Origin of the sequence: Qipengyuania sp. RANM35 (genome assembly GCF_041021145.2) — a bacterium.
Taxonomy (GTDB): Bacteria; Pseudomonadota; Alphaproteobacteria; order Sphingomonadales; family Sphingomonadaceae; genus Qipengyuania; species Qipengyuania soli.
This window is the reverse complement of sequence record NZ_CM196433.1, coordinates 2,815,433-2,836,477: the sequence shown is the minus strand read 5'-3', so window position 1 is coordinate 2,836,477 and position 21,045 is coordinate 2,815,433. Positions and strand designations below refer to the sequence as shown.

The window sequence follows — 21,045 nt, the reverse complement described above, 5'->3', positions numbered from 1 at the left end:
AGGGGGAGAGGAGGTGTCGGCGGCCGCGTCTCTACTCGCTGCCATATCGCCTCGATCGGACGGCGGGCCTTGAAGGCGGGCCGTGGGGCCGAGGAAGGCCAGTCGGGGCGGCGCTTGGGGTCGCGGGCCCGGCTGTTCTTTGTCCGGAAGCAGACTGGGAGATTGTCAGTGCCGCCGGATATGGGCTTGTAATAATATTCCACAGTTGCGAACAAAAGTGAGAAAACGCGCAGATGTGTTGCGTTTCGCGCAACTCAGATTTCGACGCGCATTCCTCTCGATGCATAGAGGAACAGGGCGAGCACCAGGGTGGCAATGCCGGCAGAAGCGACCAAAGGCATTGCAGGGAAAGCAAGAATCGCATCGCTGCCGGTGAAACGCGCGAACAAGATCGTGTAGAATGGCGGGCCGACGATCGCCGCTAGGCTGCCGACCGCCTGCGTCGCACCCTGCAATTCGCCCTGGCTTGACGCATCGACCGCGCGCGAATTGAGCGCATTGATCGAGGGCATGACGAGCCCCTGGAGCCCTCCCGCCGCAATGGCGAGGAACACCACCCAATCGGCCCAGGCTATGGAATACATGAATGCCGCAAGGCAGACCGAAGCCACGCCCAGCGCGACCGCGCCGCGTTCGCCCACCCGGGGCACGATCAGGCGGATGCCGATGCCTTGGACCAATGCGCTGGTGATGCCGACCATCATCAGCGAAAGGCCGATCTTCCATTCGCTCCAGCCGTAAGCGGCGATGGCGAAATAGGCCCAGATGGACGGGTAGACGAGGTGCGCGAGCTGCCAGAGCGCCAGAGCCGCGACCAGCCACAGGACGCGCCGGCTCTGGCCGGACAATGCCTTCAATGCGGAAAATGCATTCGCGCGCGCCAGCCGGAACGGGCGGCGCTTGTCCTCGGGCAGGCTCTCTTCGAGGAAGAAATAACCGAAGACCACATTGAGCAGGGCCAGCCCGCCGGCCGCGTAAAAAGGGATGTGCGTCCCGAACTCGCCGAGGAAACCGCCGATCGCCGGTCCCAGGATAAAGCCGAAGCCGAAGGCCATGCCTATCGTCCCGAAGCTTTGCGCACGCTTCTCGGGGGGAGTGATATCGGCAAGATAGGCATAGGCGGCGGAAAAGCTCGCCCCGGTGATCCCGGCGACGACGCGCCCCGCCACCAGCCACCAGAGGTTCGGCGCGAGGCCCATGACGATGTAGTCGATGCCGAATGCCAGCAGGCAGGCAAGCAGCACCGGGCGTCGCCCGAAGCGGTCGGACAGATTGCCCATGATCGGGGCGAAGGCGAACTGCATCGCGGCATAGCCCGCACCGAGCCAGCCGGCCCAGAGCGCTGCCTTGTCGACCGGCAGATTGCCGAGATCCATGATCAGCGAGGGCAGGACCGGCATGACAATGCCGAAACCGATCATGTCGATCAGAACCACCGCGAAGAGGAAGGCAAGCGCGCTGCGGTGTTCCTTCATTCGCTTGAATACCCCAAACGCGTTTCCTTGGCGCAACGCCTATCCGCCCATAGCGGACAAGGCAAACGCCGATGCTGGACAGCCTATCGCCACAGCGCCTATCGGCCCCGTCATGGACGACGCGCACCTCCCCGACTCAATCCTGATCGTCGACTTCGGCAGCCAGGTCACCCAGCTTATCGCCCGCCGCGTGCGCGAAGCGGGGGTCTATTCCGAAATCGCTCCCTTCACCCAGGCCGAGGAAGCCTTCCGCCGGATGAAGCCCAAGGGCATCATCCTTTCGGGCTCCCCAGCAGGTGTGCCGGAGGAAGGATCGCCCCGTGCACCGGAAATGCTGTTCGAGGCGGGCGTGCCGATCCTCGGCATCTGTTACGGCCAGCAGGTGATGAGCCACCAGCTCGGCGGCGAAGTCCGGCCCGGCCATGAAACGGGCGAAGGCGGCGAGTTCGGCCGCGCCTTCCTCACCGTGACAAAGGACTGCGCGCTGTTCGACGGACTGTGGCAGGTCGGCGAACGCCACCAGGTGTGGATGAGCCACGGCGACAAGGTGACGAAATTCGCGCCCGGCTTCGAAATCGTCGCCATTTCCGACGGCGCGCCCTTCGCGGTCATCGCCGACGAGGAGCGCAAGTTCTACGGCACCCAGTTCCATCCCGAAGTCGTCCACACGCCCGATGGCGGCAAGCTGATCGCCAATTTCGTGCGCCACGTCTGCGGCCTCGCCGGCGACTGGACCATGGCCGCCTATCGCGAAACCAAGGTGCGCGAGATCCGCGAGCAGGTCGGCAGCGGCAAGGTCATCTGCGGCCTCAGCGGTGGGGTCGACAGCTCGGTCGCCGCTATCCTCATCCACGAAGCGATCGGCGACCAGCTGACCTGCGTCTTCGTCGACCACGGCCTGCTGCGCCTGAACGAGCGCGAACAGGTCGAAACGATGTTCCGCGACCACTACAACATCCCGCTGGTAGTGGTGGATGCCGAGCAGCTGTTCATGAGCGGCCTCGAAGGCGTCACCGACCCCGAGGCGAAGCGCAAGTTCATCGGCAAGACCTTCATCGACGTGTTCGAGGCCGAGGCGCAGAAGATCGGCGGCGCGGACTTCCTCGCGCAGGGCACGCTCTATCCCGACGTCATCGAAAGCGTCAGCTTCACCGGCGGGCCGAGCGTCACGATCAAGAGTCACCACAATGTCGGCGGCCTGCCCGAACGCATGAACATGAAGCTGGTCGAACCCTTGCGCGAGCTGTTCAAGGACGAGGTCCGCGAACTCGGCCGCGAGCTCGGCCTGCCCGACATGTTCGTAGGTCGTCACCCCTTCCCCGGTCCCGGCCTTGCCATCCGCATTCCGGGCGAAGTGACCAAAGAACGCTGCGACATCCTGCGCAAGGCCGATGCGATCTACCTCGACGAGATCCGCAAGGCAGGCCTTTACGATGCGATCTGGCAGGCCTTTGCCGTGCTGCTGCCGGTCAAGACCGTCGGCGTGATGGGCGACTATCGCACCTATGACAGCGTCTGCGGCCTGCGCGCAGTGACGTCGACCGACGGCATGACCGCCGACGTCTATCCCTTCGATGCCGCCTTCCTCACCGGCTGCGCCACGCGCATCGTCAATGAAGTGCAGGGCATCAACCGGGTGGTCTACGACTACACCAGCAAGCCCCCCGGCACGATCGAGTGGGAGTGACGCAGGAAGGCCGGTCCGAAGCATTTGCGGACTGGCATTCCGCCGACGCAGCGCTTTGCAACGCCATCGCGGATCGGCGCGAGCGCGTGGGGAAATCGATCCTCGTGGGGATCGCCGGTGCGCAAGGTTCGGGCAAGACGACGCTCGTTCACCGGCTGGCCGAACAGCTGGAGCAGCGCGGGTTGAGGACAGCAGTCCTGTCACTCGACGATTTCTATGTCACCAAGGCCGAGCGCCTCGACCTCGCACGACGTGTCCACCCGCTGTGCGTGACGCGTGGGGTGCCTGGAACCCACGAAGTGAGCCTGTTGAACGCGGTGCTCGATGCGCTCCTCCATGGAACCGCGACCGCCACGGTTCCTACCTTCGACAAGGCCGCCGACGATCGCGGCGAGCCGCGCAAGCTGACACCGCCCTTCGATCTCGTCCTGCTCGAAGGCTGGTGCATCGGCGCGGAGCCCCAGCCTCGCGAGGCGCTGGCCGACCCCGTCAATGATCTGGAGCGCGAAGAGGACGCCGACGGTCACTGGCGGCGCTGGGTGAATGACAGGTTGGCGGACGACTACGCGGCGCTGTTCGCCCGGATCGACCTGCGCATCTTCCTCAAGGCACCCGATTTCGCCGTGGTCGAAGGCTGGCGGTCCGAGCAGGAAGCGAAGCTGGTCGGCAGCACCATGGACAAGGCCGCTCTGCACCGCTTCGTCGCGCACTATCAGCGGATAACGCAGGCCATGCTCGCAAGTCCCCCGGCGGACCTGGTCGTCGAGCTGGATGCTGTGCGCAGGCCGAGGCTGAATTAATCCGTCTCGCCAGCAACCTTCCCCGTGATATGCATGGCGGGGGACGATTGGGGAGACGGGGCATGACCACAGCAGCACAACCATCGCGCATATCCGGCATCCGCCTGTTCTGGGTCGTGGCGTTGCTCGCCCTGTCAGTGCTGCTGAACTATGTCGACCGTGGCGCGATCGGGGTGGCGGCGCCGCTGATGATCGAGGAACTGAAGTTCAGCGCGACCGAATTCGGGACCGCTGTTTCCGCCTTTTTCTGGGTCTATGCGCCGCTCTGCCTGTTCGTCGGCTGGCTGTGCGACCGCTTCTGTGTCTATCGCATGTTCGCGGCGGGCATTGCACTGTGGGCGGTGGCCACGCTGCTGACCGGCTTCGTCAACGGGCTGGTCCTGCTGATCGTACTGCGGCTCCTGCTCGGGCTTGGCGAGAGCATCGCCTTTCCCGGGAGCTCCAAGATCTTCGCCGCAGAGGTACCCGCCCACCATCGCGGCAGTGCCAATGCGCTGATCGGCGCAGCGCTCGCCTTCGGCCCGGCAGTCGGCGTGCTGACTGGAGGCGCCATTCTTGAGGCGCTCGGCTGGCGGCCGATCTTTTGGATTTTCGGCCTCGTCACGCTCGTCTGGCTGCTGCCCTGGCACCTTGCCTCTGCCCCCTTGCGCTCCGACAGCGTCACGACGCCGGTCGTCGATCCCGTGCCGATGCGCCGCCTGTTCGCCATCCCGACCCTGTGGCTGATGGGGATTGCGCACTTCATGTCGAACTATGGCTTCTACTTCCTTCTCGCCTGGCTGCCGCTCTACCTGACGAAGACGCTCGGATATTCCATCGCCGAGATGACCCTGCTGACGACGTTGAGCTTCACCTCACAGGGGATCGCAGCGCTGGTCGCAGGGCGCGTGTCGGACATGGCGGTCACCCGGGGAGCGGACGAGGCTCGCGTGCGGCGCTGGTCGATGGTGATCGGCCAGGCCATGCTCGGCACGGCAGTGGCGGGAATCTGGTACGCGGGCGATGCCTGGGCGCTCGGGGCGTGGCTGGTTGTCGCAGGCATCGGCACCGGCATCGTCTCGGTCAACCTGTTCGCTGTTGCGCAGATCTTCGCAGGGGCTCGCGCGGCAGGCGGCTGGGTCGGCATCCAGAACGCCATCGGCAATGCTTCGGGCATCGTCGGCCCGATCATCACCGGGGTGATCGTGGACCAGCTCGGCTCCTACGGCCTCGCCTTCGCGATCGCATCGGGCGTCGCGGTCTTCGGCGCAGTGTGGTGGTGGCTGGTCATTCCTCCGATCCGCACGGTCGAGGTCTGACCGCGCAACCTCAGTAGTGTTCCAATTGCACCGGCAAGCTCTTGTAGCCGTGGACGAAGCACGCCGGCACGCGCACCGGATCGCCAACGACGTTCACCCGCAGCCTGCGCTTGCCCATCTCTTCCAGCAGGGTGTGGAGCTGGAGTTCGGCGACGCGCGCACCCACGCAGCGATGGATGCCATAGCCGAATGACAGGTGGCGGCGGGCGTTGTGGCGATCGACCTTGATCGCTTCGCCATCCTCGAAGATTTCCTCGTCGCGATTGGCCGACAGGTACCACAGCACCACCTTGTCGCCCGCCTTCATCTGCGGCCCGAACATGTCGGTGTCCTCCACCACCGTGCGCCGCATGTGCGACAGTGGCGTCTGCCAGCGAAGGATTTCCTGCACGGCATTGGGGATCAGCGAAGGGTCGGCTTCCAGCTTGGCGCGTTCCTCGGGATACTGGCTCAGGCCATAGGCATAGGCCGACATCGAATTGCGCGTCGTGTCGTTGCCGCCGACGATCAGCAGAATGAGATTGCCGATGAATTCTTCGGGCGGCATGTTCTTCATCGCGTCCGATTGCATCATCACGCTGATGAGATCCTTGCCCGGATTGGCGATCCGCTGCTGCCACAGGGCGGCAAACGCCATGCCCATTTCCTGCATCTTGGCGAGACGCTTTTCGATCGTGACGTCGTCCTTGATCATCTCGACATCGCCGCCGTAATCCGACCACTCGGTCAGGTGATGGCGCTCTTCCCAGGGAAAGTCGAACAGCTTGGCGAGCATGCCGGTGGTCAGTTCGATCGACACCTTCTGGACCCAGTCGAAGGTCTCGCCAATCGGCAGGCTGTCGAGCACTTGGGCGGTGCGCGCCTGCACTTCGGCCTTCATCTCGGCGACTTCGGAGGGACCGAAGCTGGGCGCGACCGCGCGCCGCTGACCGGTGTGGAGCGGCGGGTCCATCGCGATGAACATCGGCTCCTTCATGTTCCACTTTTCGAGCAGTGCCGGGTCGCCCGAGATGGCGATTCCGCCCTTGTCCCACATCGACGAGAACAGCTTGGGCAGCGATTCAATGTGCTGGATCGGCTTGTACTTGGTGACCGACCAGTAGGCGCCGAAATCGCTGTCGGGCACGTACTGGATCGGAGCATGTTCGCGCAGTTGCCGGAAGGGTTCGCGCCAGGTGTCCTCGACGTAGAGTTCCTTGCGAGAGACATCGATAGGATCGATGCTCGATTCCTTCACCGTCAGGTCCACTGCAGTCGCCATTGTCCTCTCCTCCGTCTCCCGAGTCGCGAGTAGACCTCTTTCGCCGTACGCTGGCAAGCGCCCTCGATCGTGCCTATCTCGCGGCTCCATGCAGCTTCCCCTCGGCCCCGACCCGCGCACCGACGTCCTGCGCCGCCTGCAGGCGTTGCTCGTCCAGCGCTTCGGACGCATCGAGAGAGCAGCCGCCGAATGGCGCCAGCCGGAATGGGTGTTGGTCCAGGGGGTCATCGGCGCGCGGACCAAGTCCGAGGTATCGAATGCCGCGACCGACCGGCTCCTGTGCCGCTACGGTTCGTGGGAGGCGGTCGCTGCCGCCCCGCTGGAAGAACTCCAGGCGGAACTGGTGACGCAGACCTATCCCAATATCGCGGCAGAGCGGTTGAAGAGCAGCCTCACCGCGCTGGTCGGCTTGCGGGGCGCAGTGGACCTTTCGCACCTGGCGACCATGGAGACAGGCGCTGCCATGGACTGGCTCGAGCAATTGCCCGGCATCGGACGCAAGATCGCTGCAGGGGTGATGAATGCATCGACGCTCGACCGACGCGCGCTGGTGCTCGACAGCCACCACCGCCGCATCCTCCAGCGCATGGGGCTGGTCCCTGCCAAGGCCGACACGGCGCGCACTTTCGAGGCAATCATGCCGGTGATGCCCGAGGAGTGGAGCGCGGCCGAATTCGACGAACATCACCTGCTGATGAAGAAGCTCGGCCAGACCTGGTGCCGTCCGAGCGCGCCCGATTGCGCGACCTGCCCGGCGCAGGCCCTGTGCGCGACGGGTCGCGTCAGCCCGGGAAGCTGACCCCGGTCATCTCCTCCGACTTGCGCCACAGCGCTTCGGCCAGGCCCTCGTCGCGGACATGCGGCCAGACGCCGCCCGCACGCGGATTTTCAGGATCGGCCGGTTTCGCGATGTCGCAGTCCTCGCAATAGACGCCGCCCATGCCCTCAAGCAGCGGTGAGGTGGCGCACCACACCGAAGTCGATGCGCCTTCCTCGGTCGACTTGAAGGCCTCGTGGACGTTGCCCTCCTCGTCGTACCAGCCCATCGCACGCTGCTCGTCCATGGTAAGATGGCGCTGCAGCGGGGTCGCGATGCCACCCGGATGGACGGCAAAGGCGCGCACGCCCTTGGGTTCGCCCAGCTTGTCGAGTTGCAAGGCAAACAGCGCGTTGGCCGATTTGGCCTGCCCATAGGCGAGCCACTTGTCATAATCGCGCCGCTCGAAATTGGGATCGTCCAGGTCGAGGCCTTGCAGCCGGTGCCCGATGCTCGACAGCGTGACCACGCGCGCACCCGGTGCAGCAGCGAGGATCAGCGGCCACAGGCGCGCGGTCAGCTGGAAATGGCCGAGGTGGTTGGTCGCGAACTGTGCCTCGTATCCGCGTGCATCGCGCGCCAGCGGGCTCGCCATGATGGCCGCATTGTTGATGAGGATGTCGATGTGATCGGTCTCGCCCGCCACGCCTTGCGCAAAGCGGTCGATCGAGGCGGGATCGGAGAGGTCGAGCTCGAGAATTGTGATGTCGCCCTCGAAGCCGTCCAGAACCTCATGCGCCTGGCCGGTGCGCCGCGCGCCGACGATGACCCGCGCGCCCTCGCCCGCCAGCGCCCGCACGGTTTCGGTCCCGATGCCCGAATAGCCGCCGGTCACCACCACCGTCTTGCCGGCAACCTTGCCCGCAGCAGCAACCTCCCGCGCAGTCGAACGATAGCCGAAGGGTGATCCGATGGGGGCCTGGGTGCTGGTCATGTGCAATCTCCTCTGGGGCGAAGCCTATGCGCTACCTCCATGCCCCGCGCCAGTGCCAAGCGGAAACCCATGCGTCGTCAGGACGTTGGGAGAAGGTGGAGGAGCAGCCACCAGGGCAGGTGGCCGATAGGAGAGACGAAATGAATCGCACACAAATCAAGGCACTGGCCGCCGTCGTCGGCATCGCCGCGCTGGGTGCCTGCGCCACGCTGGAAGAAGGCCTCGGCGAGCTGGGAGCCAAGACCTACCACGCAGACCTGACTGGCGCGCAGGAAGTCGGCGGTGGTGATCCCGACGGTTCCGGCCAGGCCGAGATCACGGTGTCCGACGAACTCAACCAGGTTTGCTGGGACCTCAACAACATCCGCAATATCGGCACGATCACTGCAGCACATATCCATGTCGGCGCCGCAGGTAGCAACGGCCCGCCGGTCTTTACGCTAAACGCCGCCAACGAAGGCGGTTGGAAGGGCTGCAAAAGCGCCGTCGAATGGACCCAGAACCGCATCGAGGGCAATCCGCAAGCGTTCTATGTCAACGTCCATACGGCCGAATACCCGGGCGGGGCGATCCGCGGCCAATTGCGCGACTGAACTCGCGACTACCAATGAAAAGCCCCCGCCGACTGGTTCGGCGGGGGCCTTTTCAATAGTTCGACTGGATCGTCAGCCCTCTTCTTCGGGCAAGCGATAGGGAACGAAGTCGTCGAGGAAGATCACGCCGGTGAGCATTCCGGCATAGCGGTCGATCATGTCGATCTGATCGGTGCGGCACAGGCTGGTGCCTGAGAATCGCTTGATCAACATGACATCGGAATCATCGATGCTCCCTGGGTTACGCGTGCGGTTGACCCACAGCGTTCGACCGTCGCGATAGACAAGCGCCGTATCGTCGATCTGCATCAGGTTGCGACTGCCGATAGTGCGGATGCAACTCCGCGGCTCGCCCGCGACGCGGCCTTCCAGCATCTTCGCCAGCTTCACTTCGCCCTTGGTCATGGCCATGTCCCCATGCTCTTCGGCCACGGCCGGAACAGCAAACAGGGTAAGGGCAGCACTCGCGGCAATCACGGACTTCAGCATGGTGAGTCTCCTGTGCGAACCATCGGCATATACATCAGAAATGCTGAACCTGCGATGAGTCGCGCCTCGGCCCGATCAGGCAGTCCCGCCGACGGTAATCCCGTTGATCAGCAAGGTCGGCTGGCCAACGCCCGCAGGCACGCTCTGCCCGCCCTTGCCGCACATGCCGATGCCTTCGTCCAATGCCATGTCGTTGCCGATACCGATCACCCTGGTGAGGACGGTCGGTCCGTCGCCGATCAGCGTCGCGCCCTTGATCGGCGCGACGATCTTGCCCTTTTCGACCTTGTAGGCCTCGGTGCAGGCGAAGACGAACTTGCCGCTGACGATGTCGACCTGGCCACCGCCGAAGCTGGTCGCATAGATGCCGTCGTCGACACGGCTCAGGAGTTCTGCCGGATCGTCGCTGCCGCCACGCATGAAGGTGTTGGTCATGCGCGGCATGGGCGCATGCTCGTAACTTTCGCGGCGCCCGTTGCCGGTCGGCTCGACGCCCATCAGGCGGGCATTGAGACGGTCCTGCATGTAGCCCTTGAGGATGCCGTCCTCGATCAGCACGGTCTCCTTCGTCGGCGTGCCCTCGTCATCGATCGAGAGCGAACCGCGGCGGTCGACGATGCTGCCGTCGTCGACCACGGTGACACCCTCGGCGGCAACGCGCTCGCCAATCCGGCCAGAGAAGGCGCTCGTGCCCTTGCGGTTGAAGTCGCCTTCGAGCCCATGGCCGACCGCTTCGTGCAATAGCACGCCCGGCCAGCCGGGGCCGAGCAGCACGGTGCGCTCACCCGCCGGAGCCTCGACACTTTCGAGATTGACCAGCGCCTGTCGCACCGCCTCGTCGACCGCGCGCAGCCAGGCGCCTTCGTCGAACAGGCGATCATAGAGATAGCGCCCGCCGAAGCCGAAGCTCCCGGTTTCGCGCCGCCCGTTCTGTTCGGCGACGACCGAGACGTTGAGGCGTACCAGCGGGCGAAGGTCACGCGCGGTAAAGCCGTCCGCGCGGACGATCTCGATCGCGCTCCAGCTCGCCGCCAGGCTCGCGCTGACCTGCGCGACACGCGGATCCTTGGCGCGGGCGACCGCGTCAATCTTTTCAAGCAGCGCGACCTTCTCGGCAAAGGGCACGAGGTCGAGCGGGCTGATGTCGGTGTAGAGGTGGCGGTTGGTGCGCTCCGGCGGAGCGGTATGCGCCTGCTTCGTCGGATCGAGCAGCTGGAGCGTCTCGCCAGCCCGCGCGATCGCTGCGGCGGAAATCTCGTTGGCATGGGCGAAGCCGGTGGTCTCGCCCGAGACCCCGCGCAGGCCGAAACCGGAATCGCGGCTGTAGTCGGCAGTCTTCAGCCGCCTGTCGTCGAAGGCGAAACTCTCCGACGCGGTGAACTGGAGATAGAGTTCGCCATCGTCGCAGGGCGCGAGCAGGCGCGAAGACAGCGCCTTGGCTTCGTCGGGGTTGAGCTTGCTGCCGTAGAGCAGGGCGAAAGGATCACTCGCTTGCGTCATGCGAACCTATGTAGGCACGCAAAGCCCCGGCGAACAGGGCCTAGGCGTGGCCCGGGTCGCCGCCTTCGGAAATGTCCTGCAGGCTCGCCTGGTCGACGCCGTCTGCCGGGCCGCCCTCGAGCACGAAGCGGCGGTCGCAATAGCCGCAGTCGACATAGCCATGCTCGTCGATCTGCAGGTACACCTTGGGATGGCCGAGCGCGGCGGGCTTGTAGTTTTCGCCCGTGCGGATGTCGGTTGCGCCGTCGCACCACACGCGGGCGGTGGTGACCTTGGTGACTTCGGGAGGAGGCAGGCTCATGGCCTGCGCCGATAATGGGTTTGACCGAGGCGCTCAAGAGCCTAGGTGAACGGCCATGACCACGCCGCCTGCCATCCGCATCGACAATCTCGTGAAGGAATATGCCCCGCCCGGCCCCGGCGAACCGCCCAAGCTGGCGCTCAAGGGCGTGAGCTTCGACGTGCCGCAGGGCGGGATCTTCGGCCTGCTCGGCCCCAATGGCGCGGGCAAGTCGACGCTGATCAACATCCTTGCTGGTTTGGTACGCAAGACGTCCGGCAGCGCGGAGATCTGGGGTTTCGACATCACCGAGAACCCGCGCAACGCGAAGCGCTCGATCGGAATCGTGCCGCAGGAAATCGTCTTCGATCCCTTCTTCACCCCGTTCGAGGTGCTGGAGAACCAGGCCGGCTTCTACGGCATCCCCAAGGCCGAACGGCGCAGCGAGGAACTGCTCAAGGCAGTCCACCTGGCGGACAAGCGCGACGCCTATGCGCGCACGCTTTCGGGCGGCATGAAGCGCCGCCTGCTGATTGCGAAGGCGATGGTGCATTCGCCGCCGATCCTGGTGCTCGACGAGCCTACTGCCGGCGTCGATGTCGAATTGCGCCGCCAGCTGTGGGAGCTCGTCACCGAGCTCAACCGCGAGGGCGTGACCGTGGTACTGACGACGCACTATCTCGAGGAAGCGGAACAGCTGTGCGATCGCATCGCGATCATCAACCATGGTGAACTGATAGCGGAAAAGCCGACCCGCGAGCTGGTCGGGATGGCGCGCGAGAAGGTCGTCGCGGTCACGGTCGACAAGGACCTGTCCGGACCGATCATGGAAGACGGCTTCGTGCGCGCCGACGTGGTCGAGCCGCGCAAGCTCGAGATCACTTACGACCGCGACAAGGCGAGCGCCGGGCAGGTGCTCGCCGTCGTGCAGTCGCACGGTTATGCCATCGAGGACGTGACCACGCGCGAGGCCGACCTCGAAGACGTCTTCGTACAGCTGACCGGGGCGGGCTGAGCCGCCCCGCAGCGCTCAACGCATGCGGTGCGTCAGGCCTGCGTCGCGGACGCGCTGGACCACCCAGAGGTGCGGCTCCACCTCCTCCATCGGAGTCCGGCAGCAGCGGCAACGCCCGACGTGTCCGCCATGCACGCGCTTGGTGTCCCCACGATCGATACGATGATGACCGAGCGCGCAGGCAATCATGCCCAATTTCATAAAACCACGACCCTTCCCGTCTTTTTATCCCCTGCGATTCGCCGGTTAACCGTGTTTTCGCGCTTGTGAAGCCGGCTTTCGGCGAGTCGTTCTTTCCTTGCCGCGCGCCGATGCCAGAGGCATGACGCAAGCATGACCGAAACTACTCATGACGTCCTCGTCATCGGGTCCGGTGCCGCCGGGCTTACCGCCGCGCTGGCACTCGCCGAAACTCGCAAGGTCCTGGTCCTTGCCAAGGGTCAGCTGACCAGCGGATCGACCGCCTGGGCCCAGGGCGGCATCGCCGCGGTGCTCGATGCCGGCGACACATTCGAAAACCATATCCGCGACACCATGGTCGCAGGCGCGGGCCTCAACGACATCGAGACGGTAGAGTTCGTCATCGAGCGCGCACCCGCCGCGATCGAGCGGCTGATCGAGCTTGGCGTGCCGTTCAACCGCGACAGCGGCGACCTCCACCTGACCCGCGAAGGCGGCCATTCGCACCGCCGGATCGTGCATGTGAACGATGCGACCGGATGGGCGGTGCAGGCCGCGCTGCTCAAGGCGGCGGAGGAAAACCCCAATATCACCCTGCTGCCGAACCAGAGCTGCATCGACCTCATCACCGGGCGCAACCAGGTCGAATATTCCGGATCGGGCCGCATCTGGGGGGCCTATGCCCTCGACGAACAGACGGGCGAGGTGACAGCCCATGTCGCGCGCGCCACGGTGCTGGCGGCCGGCGGCGCGGGCCGCGTCTACCTCTTCTCTACCGCACCGCGAGGGGCGACGGGCGACGGTATCGCGATGGCATGGCGGGCCGGAGCGCGCGTTTCCAACATGGAGATGATGCAGTTCCACCCGACCTGCCTCTACAACCTCGAGGTCAAGAACTTCCTCATCACCGAGGCCGTGCGCGGCGAAGGCGGGCGGCTCTACAATCCGGTGACGGGCGAGCGCTACATGGAGAAGTACGATCCCGAGCGCCTGGAGCTGGCCCCGCGCGACATCGTGGCGCGCGCGAACGACGACCAGATCAAGCGCTACGGCCTCGACTACGTCCACCTCGACATCAGCCACCAGCCGCCCGAGTTCGTGATGGAGCACTTCCCCACGATTCACGAGAAGCTGCTCGGCCTCGGCATCGACATGACCAAGGGGCCGATTCCCGTGGTCCCGGCGCAGCACTACACCTGCGGCGGAGTGAAGATCTCGCTCGACGCGCGCACCGACCTGCCCGGGCTGTGGGCCGCAGGCGAATGCACCGAAAGCGGGTTGCACGGCGCGAACCGTCTCGCTTCCAATTCGCTCCTTGAGTGCTTCGTTTTCGGTGAGGCGGCGGCGAAGGACATCCTCGAGTGCTGGGACGAGATGGACGACCCGCCGACAATCCTGCCCTGGGACGCCAGCCGCGTGACCGATTCGGACGAGGAAGTGGTCGTGAAGCAGAACTGGACCGAAATCCGTCGCTTCATGTGGAACTATGTCGGGATCGTGCGGACGACCAAGCGACTCGAACGCGCCGCGCACCGCATCCGCCTGCTGCGCGAGGAGGTCGAGGATTACTATGGCCACTTCCGGGTGACGACCGACCTGATCGAGCTGCGCAACCTGCTCGAATGCGCTGACCTGATCGTGCAGAGCGCGCTCCGTCGGCACGAAAGCCGCGGGCTGCACTACATTCTCGATTATCCCGAGACAGATCCGGTCGCCCGGGACACGGTACTCGCTCCCTGAGAGTCAGTGCGGCGTATCGGCTTGGCCCATGGGGGGCAGGGGACGACCAAACCCGTCCTTGGGCGCTTCGTCCCTGATCGAACCTGCCGGCGAGAGGCCGAAGAAGCGGACGATCGCTTCAATGATAGGTTGCTCGAACTGCACGCCGACAGTGCCGGACTCTTCCCAGACCACCCGACCTGACACGCTCACGCCGTCGATAAAGGTGACCTCGATTACGTCACCCGCGTCGGGAAGCGGCCCGGACAGTTCGAGCCTGCAGCCCTCGCGCGACATGTTCACGAGGTGAGCCGGGCGCGTCAGCCCGGCGAAAGTATAATCGATCCGGCCGGCGCAAGTGTCGCGCTCGATCCTGCGATGTTCGTTCACCTTGCTCTCTCCGTAATACCCATGCGAGAGCGACCGTATTTTTCTAGTTTCAACTTGTAGCGATACATTTATTAAGAAATATTGTGCGCCGTATTTTATTGTCGTCGTTGTCTTATATTTATTTCTCTGACGCGTCGCGAAGCGATCGGGTTGTCAAAGGGGCTACGTGCCAGTCCTCCACCGTGTATTCCTCGACAACCGCGTCCGATATGGCCGAATGGAAACTCACTCCGAAGCATTCGCCCAACTGCCAGGCGACCTCGCCCTCCGCCACGACACCGGGCCCCAACACGATTTCCAAGGGCGTACCGACCTCGACCAGCATCAGCGAGGTCTCGATCATGCAGCCCGACCGCGACAAATTGCGCATGCGGCAGCGCAGGGTGCGGCGGCCGATGTTTACCCGCACGCTCTCCTGCGTGGTGCTGCGAGTTTCCCTTCTACGGTCCATCACGTCATCCCGGTGCGGCGTCCCATTGCGGTGTGATGCCGCCTTTGCGCGTCGCTTGATTGTATGAAGGCGACTTTCCTAGCTGCGCGTTAGGTTCTGATTAACCACGATTTTCCGGACCGAAGCAGGTTTCGCTAGCGAGACAAGGGATTACAGCAGATGCCTGCCCTCACGCCCCCTGCGGTGCGAGAAGATTTTGTTCATGGACAAGTCTCGCCGATTGCGGTGAATTCGACCGGAAAAGACAGATACAGGGAGAAAGCCAGGTGCCAAAGGTCACGGCCAACGGAATCGAAATCCACTACGAAGAGCATGGCGATCCCGCCGCACCGCCGATGCTGCTGATCATGGGTTTCGGTGCGCAGCTGACCTTGTGGCCCGACGAGCTGGTCGAGGAACTGGCCGGTCACGGCTTCCGGGTCATCCGTTACGACAACCGCGACATCGGCCTCAGCCACAAGTTCGACGGGGTCAAGGCGCCAGGGATCGTCAAGATGACCCTGCTGTCCAAGATAGGGCTGAAGCCCAAGGTCCCCTATACCCTCGCCGACATGGCTGATGACGGGGCGGGCCTCCTCGATGCGCTGGGCATCGAGAAGGCGCATATCGTCGGCGCGAGCATGGGCGGCATGATCGCCCAGCACTTTGCCGCGCGCCATGCCGACAAATGCCTCTCGCTCACCTCGATCTTCTCGACCACCGGCAATCCCAAGCTTCCGCCGGCAAAGCCCGAGGCGATGAAGGTGCTCATCACCCGTCCCGCCAGCACCGACGAGGACGTCCTGGTCGACCACGGGGTCAAGCTTGCCCGCACGATCGGCTCGCCCGGTTTTCCGGCCGACGAGGAGCGGCTGCGCGAGCGCACGCGCATGTCGGTGCGCCGCAGCTTCTATCCCGAGGGCCCGACGCGGCACCTGTCCGCCATCGTGGCCGATGGTGATCGCCGTGCGATGCTCAAGGGTGTCTCCGTCCCGACGCTCGTCCTGCATGGCGAGGATGATCCGCTGGTACCGGTCGAAGGTGGCCGCGACACGGCGGCGAGCATTCCGGGCGCAAAGATCAAGACCATTCCCGGCTGGGGCCATGACCTCCCGCTGGAACTGGTCGACGAGGTCGCCGACGCGATTGCCGAGCACGCAAAGGCGAGCGTCGCCTGACCCCGGGCCACCTGCCGCAAGATTGACAAGCACTGCCGGTAGCTTACCCCAGCCTCTGGTTTGGGGGAGGCAATCGAATGGAAGCAGCTGTTGCGCGAAGCGAGGAGCGCCTCTGGGGCCATCCCAAGGGTCTCTATTTCCTCGCCATGACCGAGGCGTGGGAGCGCTTCAGCTTCTACGGCATGCGCACGCTGCTGGTCCTCTACATGGTGCAGGAACTGCTCCTGCCCGGCCGCATCGAGAATGTCGCCGGCATGGATGGCTATCGCCGAGTGATCGAGGCGATTTTTGGCGAGCTCTCGACGCAGGCCTTCGCCAGCCAAACCTTCGGGCTCTACGCCGGCTTCGTCTATTTCACCCCGTTGTTCGGCGGATTGCTCGCCGACCGCTGGCTCGGAGCGAAGCGGGTCGTGATGATCGGCATCGCGCTGATGACGCTGGGCCACTTTGCCATGGCCTTCGACTGGTCGTTCCTGCTCGCGCTCCTGCTGCTGGTGCTCGGCTCGGGCTGCTTGAAGGGCAATATCGCCGCGCAGGTCGGCCACCTCTACGAGAAGCACGAGGAGACGCTGCGCTCCAAGGGCTATGCGATCTTCTCGACCGGCATCAATGTCGGCGCGACCATCGGACCGCTGATCTGCGGCCTCCTGGCACAGATCTATGGCTGGCATTTCGGCTTCGGCGCGGCGGGCCTCTTCATGCTTGTCGCGGCAGTCGTCTACTTCGCCGGGCTGAAGTATTTCGCCGAGGACCGCGAGGTCGCGCCCGAGGGTGAGGCCCTGCCGCCGCTGACCACCAACGAGTGGAAGATGATCGGGCTGGTCGTGCTCGTCCTCCTGATCACCATGTGCCAGAGCTTCGCCTTCGAGCAGCTGTGGAACGTCGGGATGCTGTGGGTGAACGAGCGGGTCGACCTGACCTTCGGCGCGTTCTCGGTGCCCGCCCCCTGGTTCGCATCGGAGGACAGCCTTGCCTCGGTCATCGCCCTGCCCCTGCTGCTGTCCATCTGGGCCTGGCAGGGCAGGCGCGGGGGCGAACCGGGCGATCTGACCAAGATTGCCACCGGTGCGCTCATCATGGCGACATCCTCTCTCTTCCTCGCGCTCGGCAGCATGAGCGCGCCCGAGGGCAAGGTGTCGATCCTTTTCCCGCTGGTGACCTTTTTCCTTTCGGGCATTGCCTTCATGTACATGTGGCCGACCGCACTCGCGCTAGTGTCGCGCAGGGCGCCCAAGAAGATCAACGCGCTGATGATGGCGGGCGCCTACCTCACCCTGTTCGTCGTAGGTGTGGGGGCAGGCTACATCGCGCGCTTCTATGAGCCGCTGGGCGACACCGCATTCTGGTTCCTCCAGGCTGGCATTTCGGCCAGCGGGGCGATCCTCGTGTTTCTGTTCGGGGGAGCGATCCGCCGCCGGATGGATGCGCTCGAAGCGGCAGGCTAGGCGATCCGGCCGTGCCGGGTTCGACCGGCGCGCGACTTCACTCGACCGGCTGCAGGCACGCGCAAGGTTCTGGCCAAAAGTGGCTGGAGGCCGGGATGCGAGTCGGTTTCAGCAGGGTCTTACAATCGCACTCCCGGGTCGTTCATTTGCACGACGGGATGATCCGATCGAACAATCGCGCGCAACCAAGTTACGACTTTGGAAGGACGCGACACAGATTTCGGCGTTTTTTGACAACATCCGGAAAGGGCGTAGATTGCCGCGGTCCGGTAGGGACCGCAGACGCCGCCGGGCGCGGATCGACCATAGACCGTCATCGCCTGATCATAATCATCAGTCGCACACTGCGTGATACTCTCTGCGGCCGATCATCTCTTTCGTTGAAAGGATGATCCCATGAACAAGATTGCCGTTTTCGCCATTTCCCTTGCCGTCACCGGTTCGGTGCTTGCCGTACCGATCGCCTCGCAGGAGATCGTCGTCTCCCCGCGATCGGACACGACCTTCGTGGAGGAGGTTTCGCAGGATCTCGAGGCGCGCCTTGCCGCGACCCGCATCGATCCGAGGTGGGATGCCAAGGGCATCGTCCAGGTGCGCTTCCAGGCGGGGGGCGACGGGCGTCCGACGAATATCGCGATGTACCGTTCCTCGGGCAATTCGCAGCTCGACCGCGCGGCCCGTCGCGCGGTGTCCGGGCTGACGAGCCTCGACCCGATGCCGGTAGGCAGCAGCGACGACCAGGTCATCCAGGCCAACATCCTCGTCGCATCGAGCGATGCGCAAATGGCCCGTCTCACCAGGAAGCTCGCCCGTGACGAAGCGGCGCGGATCGCCAGGTCCCCCCGGGAGCGAGCAGTGCTCGCTCTGACCCTGGCGCCTCGCCCGGTCTCCTGAGCCCGACGGGGGCCAGGAGCCGTCTCGGCGTCGGGGCGGGGTCTTTCTGCGGGGATGCCGCCCCGCGCCGGGATAGCTTGCAGACATTCATGAGCCCCGCCGTCACGCGGGGCTCTTTTCGTGCATCGCGGATTCGAAAATTGCGCTCCGGGATTCGAAGGATTCACAAGCCGACAGCATCATTTTTGCCCGCATAATTTTTTTCACGGATTCATTTTCGGGCTTGCGCGCCCGCAAAGTCCAGCTTTGTCCACGCGTCGCGGCGTTGCAGCATTGCACGACACCCCCATTGCGGGCCCGTCCGGACGATTAAAACTTCATCAACCCTCTTGCGCGCGAGTCCCGGCTGATTCAGTATCTAGTGGTCGGGATACCGGGGGTACCCACAAGACCTAGCGGATGAGCCAATCCTCCCCATATGGGGAGCAGGCTCCTTGCGCGCTGGCCTGTGGGCAGACGGGGGATAAGTTTTCGCCCCGGACCAGACAGAAAATGCTAGGCGGGAAACTTGGCTCGCCGACTCGAACACAAGCGGAACATTGACCCGGCAAGAGGGCAGGTTTCGCGGGGCAAACGACCGGACTGACAGGGGCGGGCACACGATGGATTTCAAGACTGGGGACGATATGGCGATGGCACTCGATCTGGATACCGACACCGCCGCCGATACGAACGAAACCACCAGCAACAAGAAGGCGCCCGAAACGGCGGTAACGATGGAAAAGAGCGACAAGGGTAGTGACGATCTGGTCACCGCAGCCGCCGGCGAGGCGCTGGCCGGTGCGATGGCGGCTGTTGCCAAGGCCGAGGTCAAGGACGACAGCAAGAAGATTCTCGACCGCCGGTTCAACGTCGTCACCGACACCGCGCGTGACGAGAACCTGACCGATTTCGGCAAGGAAACGCTGATCGACCGTTACCTGTTGCCGGGCGAGAATTTCCAGGACCTGTTCGCCCGCGTCGCCGACGCTTTTGCCGACGACCAGGATCACGCTCAGCGCCTCTACGACTACATCTCGAACCTGTGGTTCATGCCCGCGACCCCCGTCCTGTCGAACGGCGGCACGACGCGCGGCCTGCCGATCAGCTGCTACCTCAATTCGGTCAGCGACAGCCTCGACGGCATCGTCAACACCTGGAACGAGAACGTCTGGCTCGCTTCCAAGGGCGGCGGCATCGGCACCTATTGGGGCAATGTCCGCGGGATCGGCGAGCCGGTCGGCCTCAACGGCAAGACCAGCGGCATCATCCCCTTCGTCCGCGTGATGGACAGCCTGACCCTGGCAATCTCGCAGGGCTCGCTCCGCCGCGGTTCGGCCGCCTGCTACATCGACGTCTCGCACCCCGAGATCGAGGAGTTCCTCGAAATCCGCAAACCTTCGGGCGATTTCAACCGCAAGGCGCTCAACCTGCACCACGGCGTGCTCGTCACCGACGCATTCATGGAAGCGGTGCGTGCGGGTGAGGAATTCGATCTTGTCAGCCCCAAGGATGGCTCGGTCCGCAAGACGGTCGATGCTCGTTCGTTGTTCCAGAAGCTGGTCGAAACCCGCCTTGCCACGGGTGAACCCTACATCGTGTTCTCCGACACGGTGAATCGCATGATGCCCAAGCATCACCGCGAACTCGGCCTCAAGGTCTCGACCTCGAACCTGTGCGCCGAAATCACTCTGCCGACCGGCATCGACCACCTCGGCAACGACCGCACGGCGGTGTGCTGCCTGTCCTCGCTCAACCTCGAAAAGTGGGACGAGTGGAAGGACGACAAGCGCTTCATCGAGGACGTCATGCGCTTCCTCGACAACGTGCTGCAGAACTACATCGACAACGCCCCCGAAGAGATGGCCCGCGCCCGCTATTCGGCGATGCGCGAGCGCAGCGTCGGCATGGGCGTGATGGGCTTCCACTCCTTCCTCCAGCAGAAGGGCATCGGTTTCGAAAGCCCGATGGCGAAGGTCTGGAACCTCAAGATGTTCAAGCACATCAGCGGCAAGGCCGAAGAAGCTTCGCTCGTGCTTGCGCAGGAACGCGGTGCCTGTCCCGATGCCGAGGAAACCGGCGCGATGGAACGCTTCAGCTGCAAGATGGCGATCGCGCCGACCGCGTCGATCAGCATCATCTGCGGCGGCACCAGCGCGTGCATCGAGCCGATCCCGGCCAATATCTACACCCACAAGACGCTGTCGGGCAGCTTCATCGTGAAGAACCCGTACCTCGAGAAGATCCTCGACAAGAAGTCGAAGAACTCGACCGCGGTGTGGAATTCGATCCTCGAGAAGGGCGGCTCGGTCCAGCACCTCGATTTCCTGACGCCGGAAGAAAAGGCCGCGTTCAAGACCAGCTTCGAGATCGACCAGCGCTGGCTGCTCGAATTCGCCGCCGACCGCGCGCCCTATATCGACCAGGCCCAGTCGCTGAACCTGTTCATCCCTGCCGACGTCGACAAGTGGGACCTGATGATGCTGCACTTCCAGGCATGGGAGAAGGGCATCAAGTCGCTCTACTACCTGCGCTCCAAGAGCGTGCAGCGCGCCGGCTTCGCGGGCGGCGTGGAGGCGGACAACACCGCCGACGCAGCCAAGATCGAACTGTCCGCCAGCGCCGGCGAGCAGACCGATTACGAGGAATGCCTCGCCTGCCAGTAGGACCGGCAGACGGTC

At 64.3% G+C, this 21,045-nt stretch carries 19 protein-coding genes; 11 read left to right on the top strand and 8 right to left on the bottom strand.

Going from position 1 to position 21,045, the window contains the following annotated elements; genetic code table 11:
• Positions 1-254: 254 nt before the first annotated feature.
• Positions 255-1,475, bottom strand: coding sequence for a TCR/Tet family MFS transporter (locus RAM60_RS14185; RefSeq protein ID WP_369026223.1), 1,221 nt, complete (start codon positions 1,473-1,475; stop codon positions 255-257).
• Positions 1,476-1,587: 112 nt separating this feature from the next.
• Between RAM60_RS14185 and guaA the strand changes: the two genes are divergently transcribed.
• From guaA to RAM60_RS14170, 3 genes are all read left to right on the top strand, one after another.
• A complete protein-coding gene (gene guaA / locus RAM60_RS14180) occupies positions 1,588-3,162 on the top strand; it encodes a glutamine-hydrolyzing GMP synthase (RefSeq protein ID WP_200981961.1) in 1,575 nt (524 codons plus the stop codon).
• Positions 3,159-3,962 (top strand): kinase, encoded by an 804-nt coding sequence (locus RAM60_RS14175; RefSeq protein WP_369026224.1) that lies wholly within the window; start codon positions 3,159-3,161, stop codon positions 3,960-3,962. Before guaA ends, RAM60_RS14175 begins: the two co-directional genes overlap by 4 nt.
• 62 nt (positions 3,963-4,024) lie before the next feature.
• On the top strand, positions 4,025-5,260 hold the full coding sequence (locus tag RAM60_RS14170; RefSeq protein ID WP_369026225.1) for an MFS transporter: 1,236 nt from the start codon (positions 4,025-4,027) through the stop codon (positions 5,258-5,260).
• A gap of 10 nt (positions 5,261-5,270) precedes the next feature.
• Here RAM60_RS14170 and RAM60_RS14165 read toward each other — a convergent pair whose 3' ends face one another.
• Positions 5,271-6,521, bottom strand: coding sequence for a cytochrome P450 (locus RAM60_RS14165; protein WP_369026226.1), 1,251 nt, complete (start codon positions 6,519-6,521; stop codon positions 5,271-5,273).
• An 88-nt stretch (positions 6,522-6,609) separates the two neighbouring features.
• On the opposite strand from RAM60_RS14165, the gene RAM60_RS14160 reads away from it, so the two are divergent.
• Positions 6,610-7,320, top strand: a complete 711-nt coding sequence (locus tag RAM60_RS14160) for an endonuclease III domain-containing protein (RefSeq protein WP_369026227.1) — start codon at positions 6,610-6,612, stop codon at positions 7,318-7,320.
• Here the strand turns inward: RAM60_RS14160 and RAM60_RS14155 are convergent.
• Positions 7,304-8,272, bottom strand: coding sequence for an oxidoreductase (locus tag RAM60_RS14155; protein ID WP_369026228.1), 969 nt, complete (start codon positions 8,270-8,272; stop codon positions 7,304-7,306). The genes RAM60_RS14160 and RAM60_RS14155 overlap by 17 nt on opposite strands.
• Before the next feature lie 140 nt (positions 8,273-8,412).
• On the opposite strand from RAM60_RS14155, the gene RAM60_RS14150 reads away from it, so the two are divergent.
• On the top strand, positions 8,413-8,865 hold the full coding sequence (locus RAM60_RS14150; RefSeq protein ID WP_369026229.1) for a CHRD domain-containing protein: 453 nt from the start codon (positions 8,413-8,415) through the stop codon (positions 8,863-8,865).
• Positions 8,866-8,937: 72 nt separating this feature from the next.
• Here the strand turns inward: RAM60_RS14150 and RAM60_RS14145 are convergent, their stop codons facing one another.
• The 3 genes from RAM60_RS14145 to RAM60_RS14135 form a co-directional block, all read right to left on the bottom strand.
• Positions 8,938-9,354: a hypothetical protein gene (locus tag RAM60_RS14145; RefSeq protein WP_369026230.1), complete on the bottom strand. Its 417-nt coding sequence runs from the start codon at positions 9,352-9,354 to the stop codon at positions 8,938-8,940.
• 75 nt (positions 9,355-9,429) lie between these two features.
• Positions 9,430-10,854, bottom strand: coding sequence for a metalloprotease TldD (gene tldD, locus RAM60_RS14140; protein WP_369026231.1), 1,425 nt, complete (start codon positions 10,852-10,854; stop codon positions 9,430-9,432).
• Between the two features lie 40 nt (positions 10,855-10,894).
• On the bottom strand, positions 10,895-11,155 hold the full coding sequence (locus RAM60_RS14135) for a zinc-finger domain-containing protein (protein WP_369026232.1): 261 nt from the start codon (positions 11,153-11,155) through the stop codon (positions 10,895-10,897).
• Between the two features lie 55 nt (positions 11,156-11,210).
• Between RAM60_RS14135 and RAM60_RS14130 the strand changes: the two genes are divergently transcribed.
• Together RAM60_RS14130 and nadB are read left to right on the top strand one after the other, a co-directional pair.
• The gene (locus RAM60_RS14130; RefSeq protein ID WP_369026233.1) at positions 11,211-12,149 is read left to right on the top strand and encodes an ABC transporter ATP-binding protein; all 939 of its coding nucleotides are present in this window, start codon (positions 11,211-11,213) and stop codon (positions 12,147-12,149) included.
• Positions 12,150-12,482: 333 nt separating this feature from the next.
• Complete coding sequence (gene nadB / locus RAM60_RS14125) at positions 12,483-14,069, top strand: L-aspartate oxidase (protein WP_369026234.1); 1,587 nt, start codon at positions 12,483-12,485, stop codon at positions 14,067-14,069.
• A gap of 3 nt (positions 14,070-14,072) precedes the next feature.
• Here the strand turns inward: nadB and RAM60_RS14120 are convergent, their stop codons facing one another.
• Together RAM60_RS14120 and RAM60_RS14115 are read right to left on the bottom strand one after the other, a co-directional pair.
• Positions 14,073-14,438, bottom strand: a complete 366-nt coding sequence (locus RAM60_RS14120) for a PilZ domain-containing protein (RefSeq protein WP_369026235.1) — start codon at positions 14,436-14,438, stop codon at positions 14,073-14,075.
• Between the two features lie 118 nt (positions 14,439-14,556).
• Positions 14,557-14,889: a PilZ domain-containing protein gene (locus tag RAM60_RS14115; protein ID WP_369026236.1), complete on the bottom strand. Its 333-nt coding sequence runs from the start codon at positions 14,887-14,889 to the stop codon at positions 14,557-14,559.
• A 266-nt stretch (positions 14,890-15,155) separates the two neighbouring features.
• On the opposite strand from RAM60_RS14115, the gene RAM60_RS14110 reads away from it, so the two are divergent.
• From RAM60_RS14110 to RAM60_RS14095, 4 genes are all read left to right on the top strand, one after another.
• Positions 15,156-16,046: an alpha/beta fold hydrolase gene (locus RAM60_RS14110; RefSeq protein ID WP_369026237.1), complete on the top strand. Its 891-nt coding sequence runs from the start codon at positions 15,156-15,158 to the stop codon at positions 16,044-16,046.
• A 77-nt stretch (positions 16,047-16,123) separates the two neighbouring features.
• Positions 16,124-17,491: a peptide MFS transporter gene (locus RAM60_RS14105; RefSeq protein WP_369026238.1), complete on the top strand. Its 1,368-nt coding sequence runs from the start codon at positions 16,124-16,126 to the stop codon at positions 17,489-17,491.
• Positions 17,492-17,887: 396 nt separating this feature from the next.
• A complete protein-coding gene (locus tag RAM60_RS14100) occupies positions 17,888-18,385 on the top strand; it encodes a TonB family protein (RefSeq protein ID WP_369026239.1) in 498 nt (165 codons plus the stop codon).
• 602 nt (positions 18,386-18,987) lie between these two features.
• Positions 18,988-21,030 carry a ribonucleoside-diphosphate reductase subunit alpha gene (locus tag RAM60_RS14095; RefSeq protein WP_369026240.1) on the top strand — a complete coding sequence of 681 codons (2,043 nt, stop codon included), beginning with the start codon at positions 18,988-18,990 and terminating at the stop codon, positions 21,028-21,030.
• The last annotated feature ends 15 nt before the right edge of the window (positions 21,031-21,045 follow it).

Excerpts from the sequence above, each read along its gene's own strand:
- RAM60_RS14185 (WP_369026223.1), bottom strand. The coding sequence starts at position 1,475 with ATGAAGGAACACCGCAGCGCGCTTGCCTTCCTCTTCGCGGTGGTTCTG.
- guaA (WP_200981961.1), top strand. The coding sequence starts at position 1,588 with ATGGACGACGCGCACCTCCCCGACTCAATCCTGATCGTCGACTTCGGC.
- RAM60_RS14170 (WP_369026225.1), top strand. The coding sequence starts at position 4,025 with ATGACCACAGCAGCACAACCATCGCGCATATCCGGCATCCGCCTGTTC.
- RAM60_RS14165 (WP_369026226.1), bottom strand. The coding sequence starts at position 6,521 with ATGGCGACTGCAGTGGACCTGACGGTGAAGGAATCGAGCATCGATCCT.
- RAM60_RS14160 (WP_369026227.1), top strand. The coding sequence starts at position 6,610 with ATGCAGCTTCCCCTCGGCCCCGACCCGCGCACCGACGTCCTGCGCCGC.
- RAM60_RS14155 (WP_369026228.1), bottom strand. The coding sequence starts at position 8,272 with ATGACCAGCACCCAGGCCCCCATCGGATCACCCTTCGGCTATCGTTCG.
- RAM60_RS14150 (WP_369026229.1), top strand. The coding sequence starts at position 8,413 with ATGAATCGCACACAAATCAAGGCACTGGCCGCCGTCGTCGGCATCGCC.
- RAM60_RS14145 (WP_369026230.1), bottom strand. The coding sequence starts at position 9,354 with ATGCTGAAGTCCGTGATTGCCGCGAGTGCTGCCCTTACCCTGTTTGCT.
- tldD (WP_369026231.1), bottom strand. The coding sequence starts at position 10,854 with ATGACGCAAGCGAGTGATCCTTTCGCCCTGCTCTACGGCAGCAAGCTC.
- RAM60_RS14135 (WP_369026232.1), bottom strand. The coding sequence starts at position 11,155 with ATGAGCCTGCCTCCTCCCGAAGTCACCAAGGTCACCACCGCCCGCGTG.
- RAM60_RS14130 (WP_369026233.1), top strand. The coding sequence starts at position 11,211 with ATGACCACGCCGCCTGCCATCCGCATCGACAATCTCGTGAAGGAATAT.
- nadB (WP_369026234.1), top strand. The coding sequence starts at position 12,483 with ATGACCGAAACTACTCATGACGTCCTCGTCATCGGGTCCGGTGCCGCC.
- RAM60_RS14115 (WP_369026236.1), bottom strand. The coding sequence starts at position 14,889 with ATGGACCGTAGAAGGGAAACTCGCAGCACCACGCAGGAGAGCGTGCGG.
- RAM60_RS14105 (WP_369026238.1), top strand. The coding sequence starts at position 16,124 with ATGGAAGCAGCTGTTGCGCGAAGCGAGGAGCGCCTCTGGGGCCATCCC.
- RAM60_RS14100 (WP_369026239.1), top strand. The coding sequence starts at position 17,888 with ATGAACAAGATTGCCGTTTTCGCCATTTCCCTTGCCGTCACCGGTTCG.
- RAM60_RS14095 (WP_369026240.1), top strand. The coding sequence starts at position 18,988 with ATGGATTTCAAGACTGGGGACGATATGGCGATGGCACTCGATCTGGAT.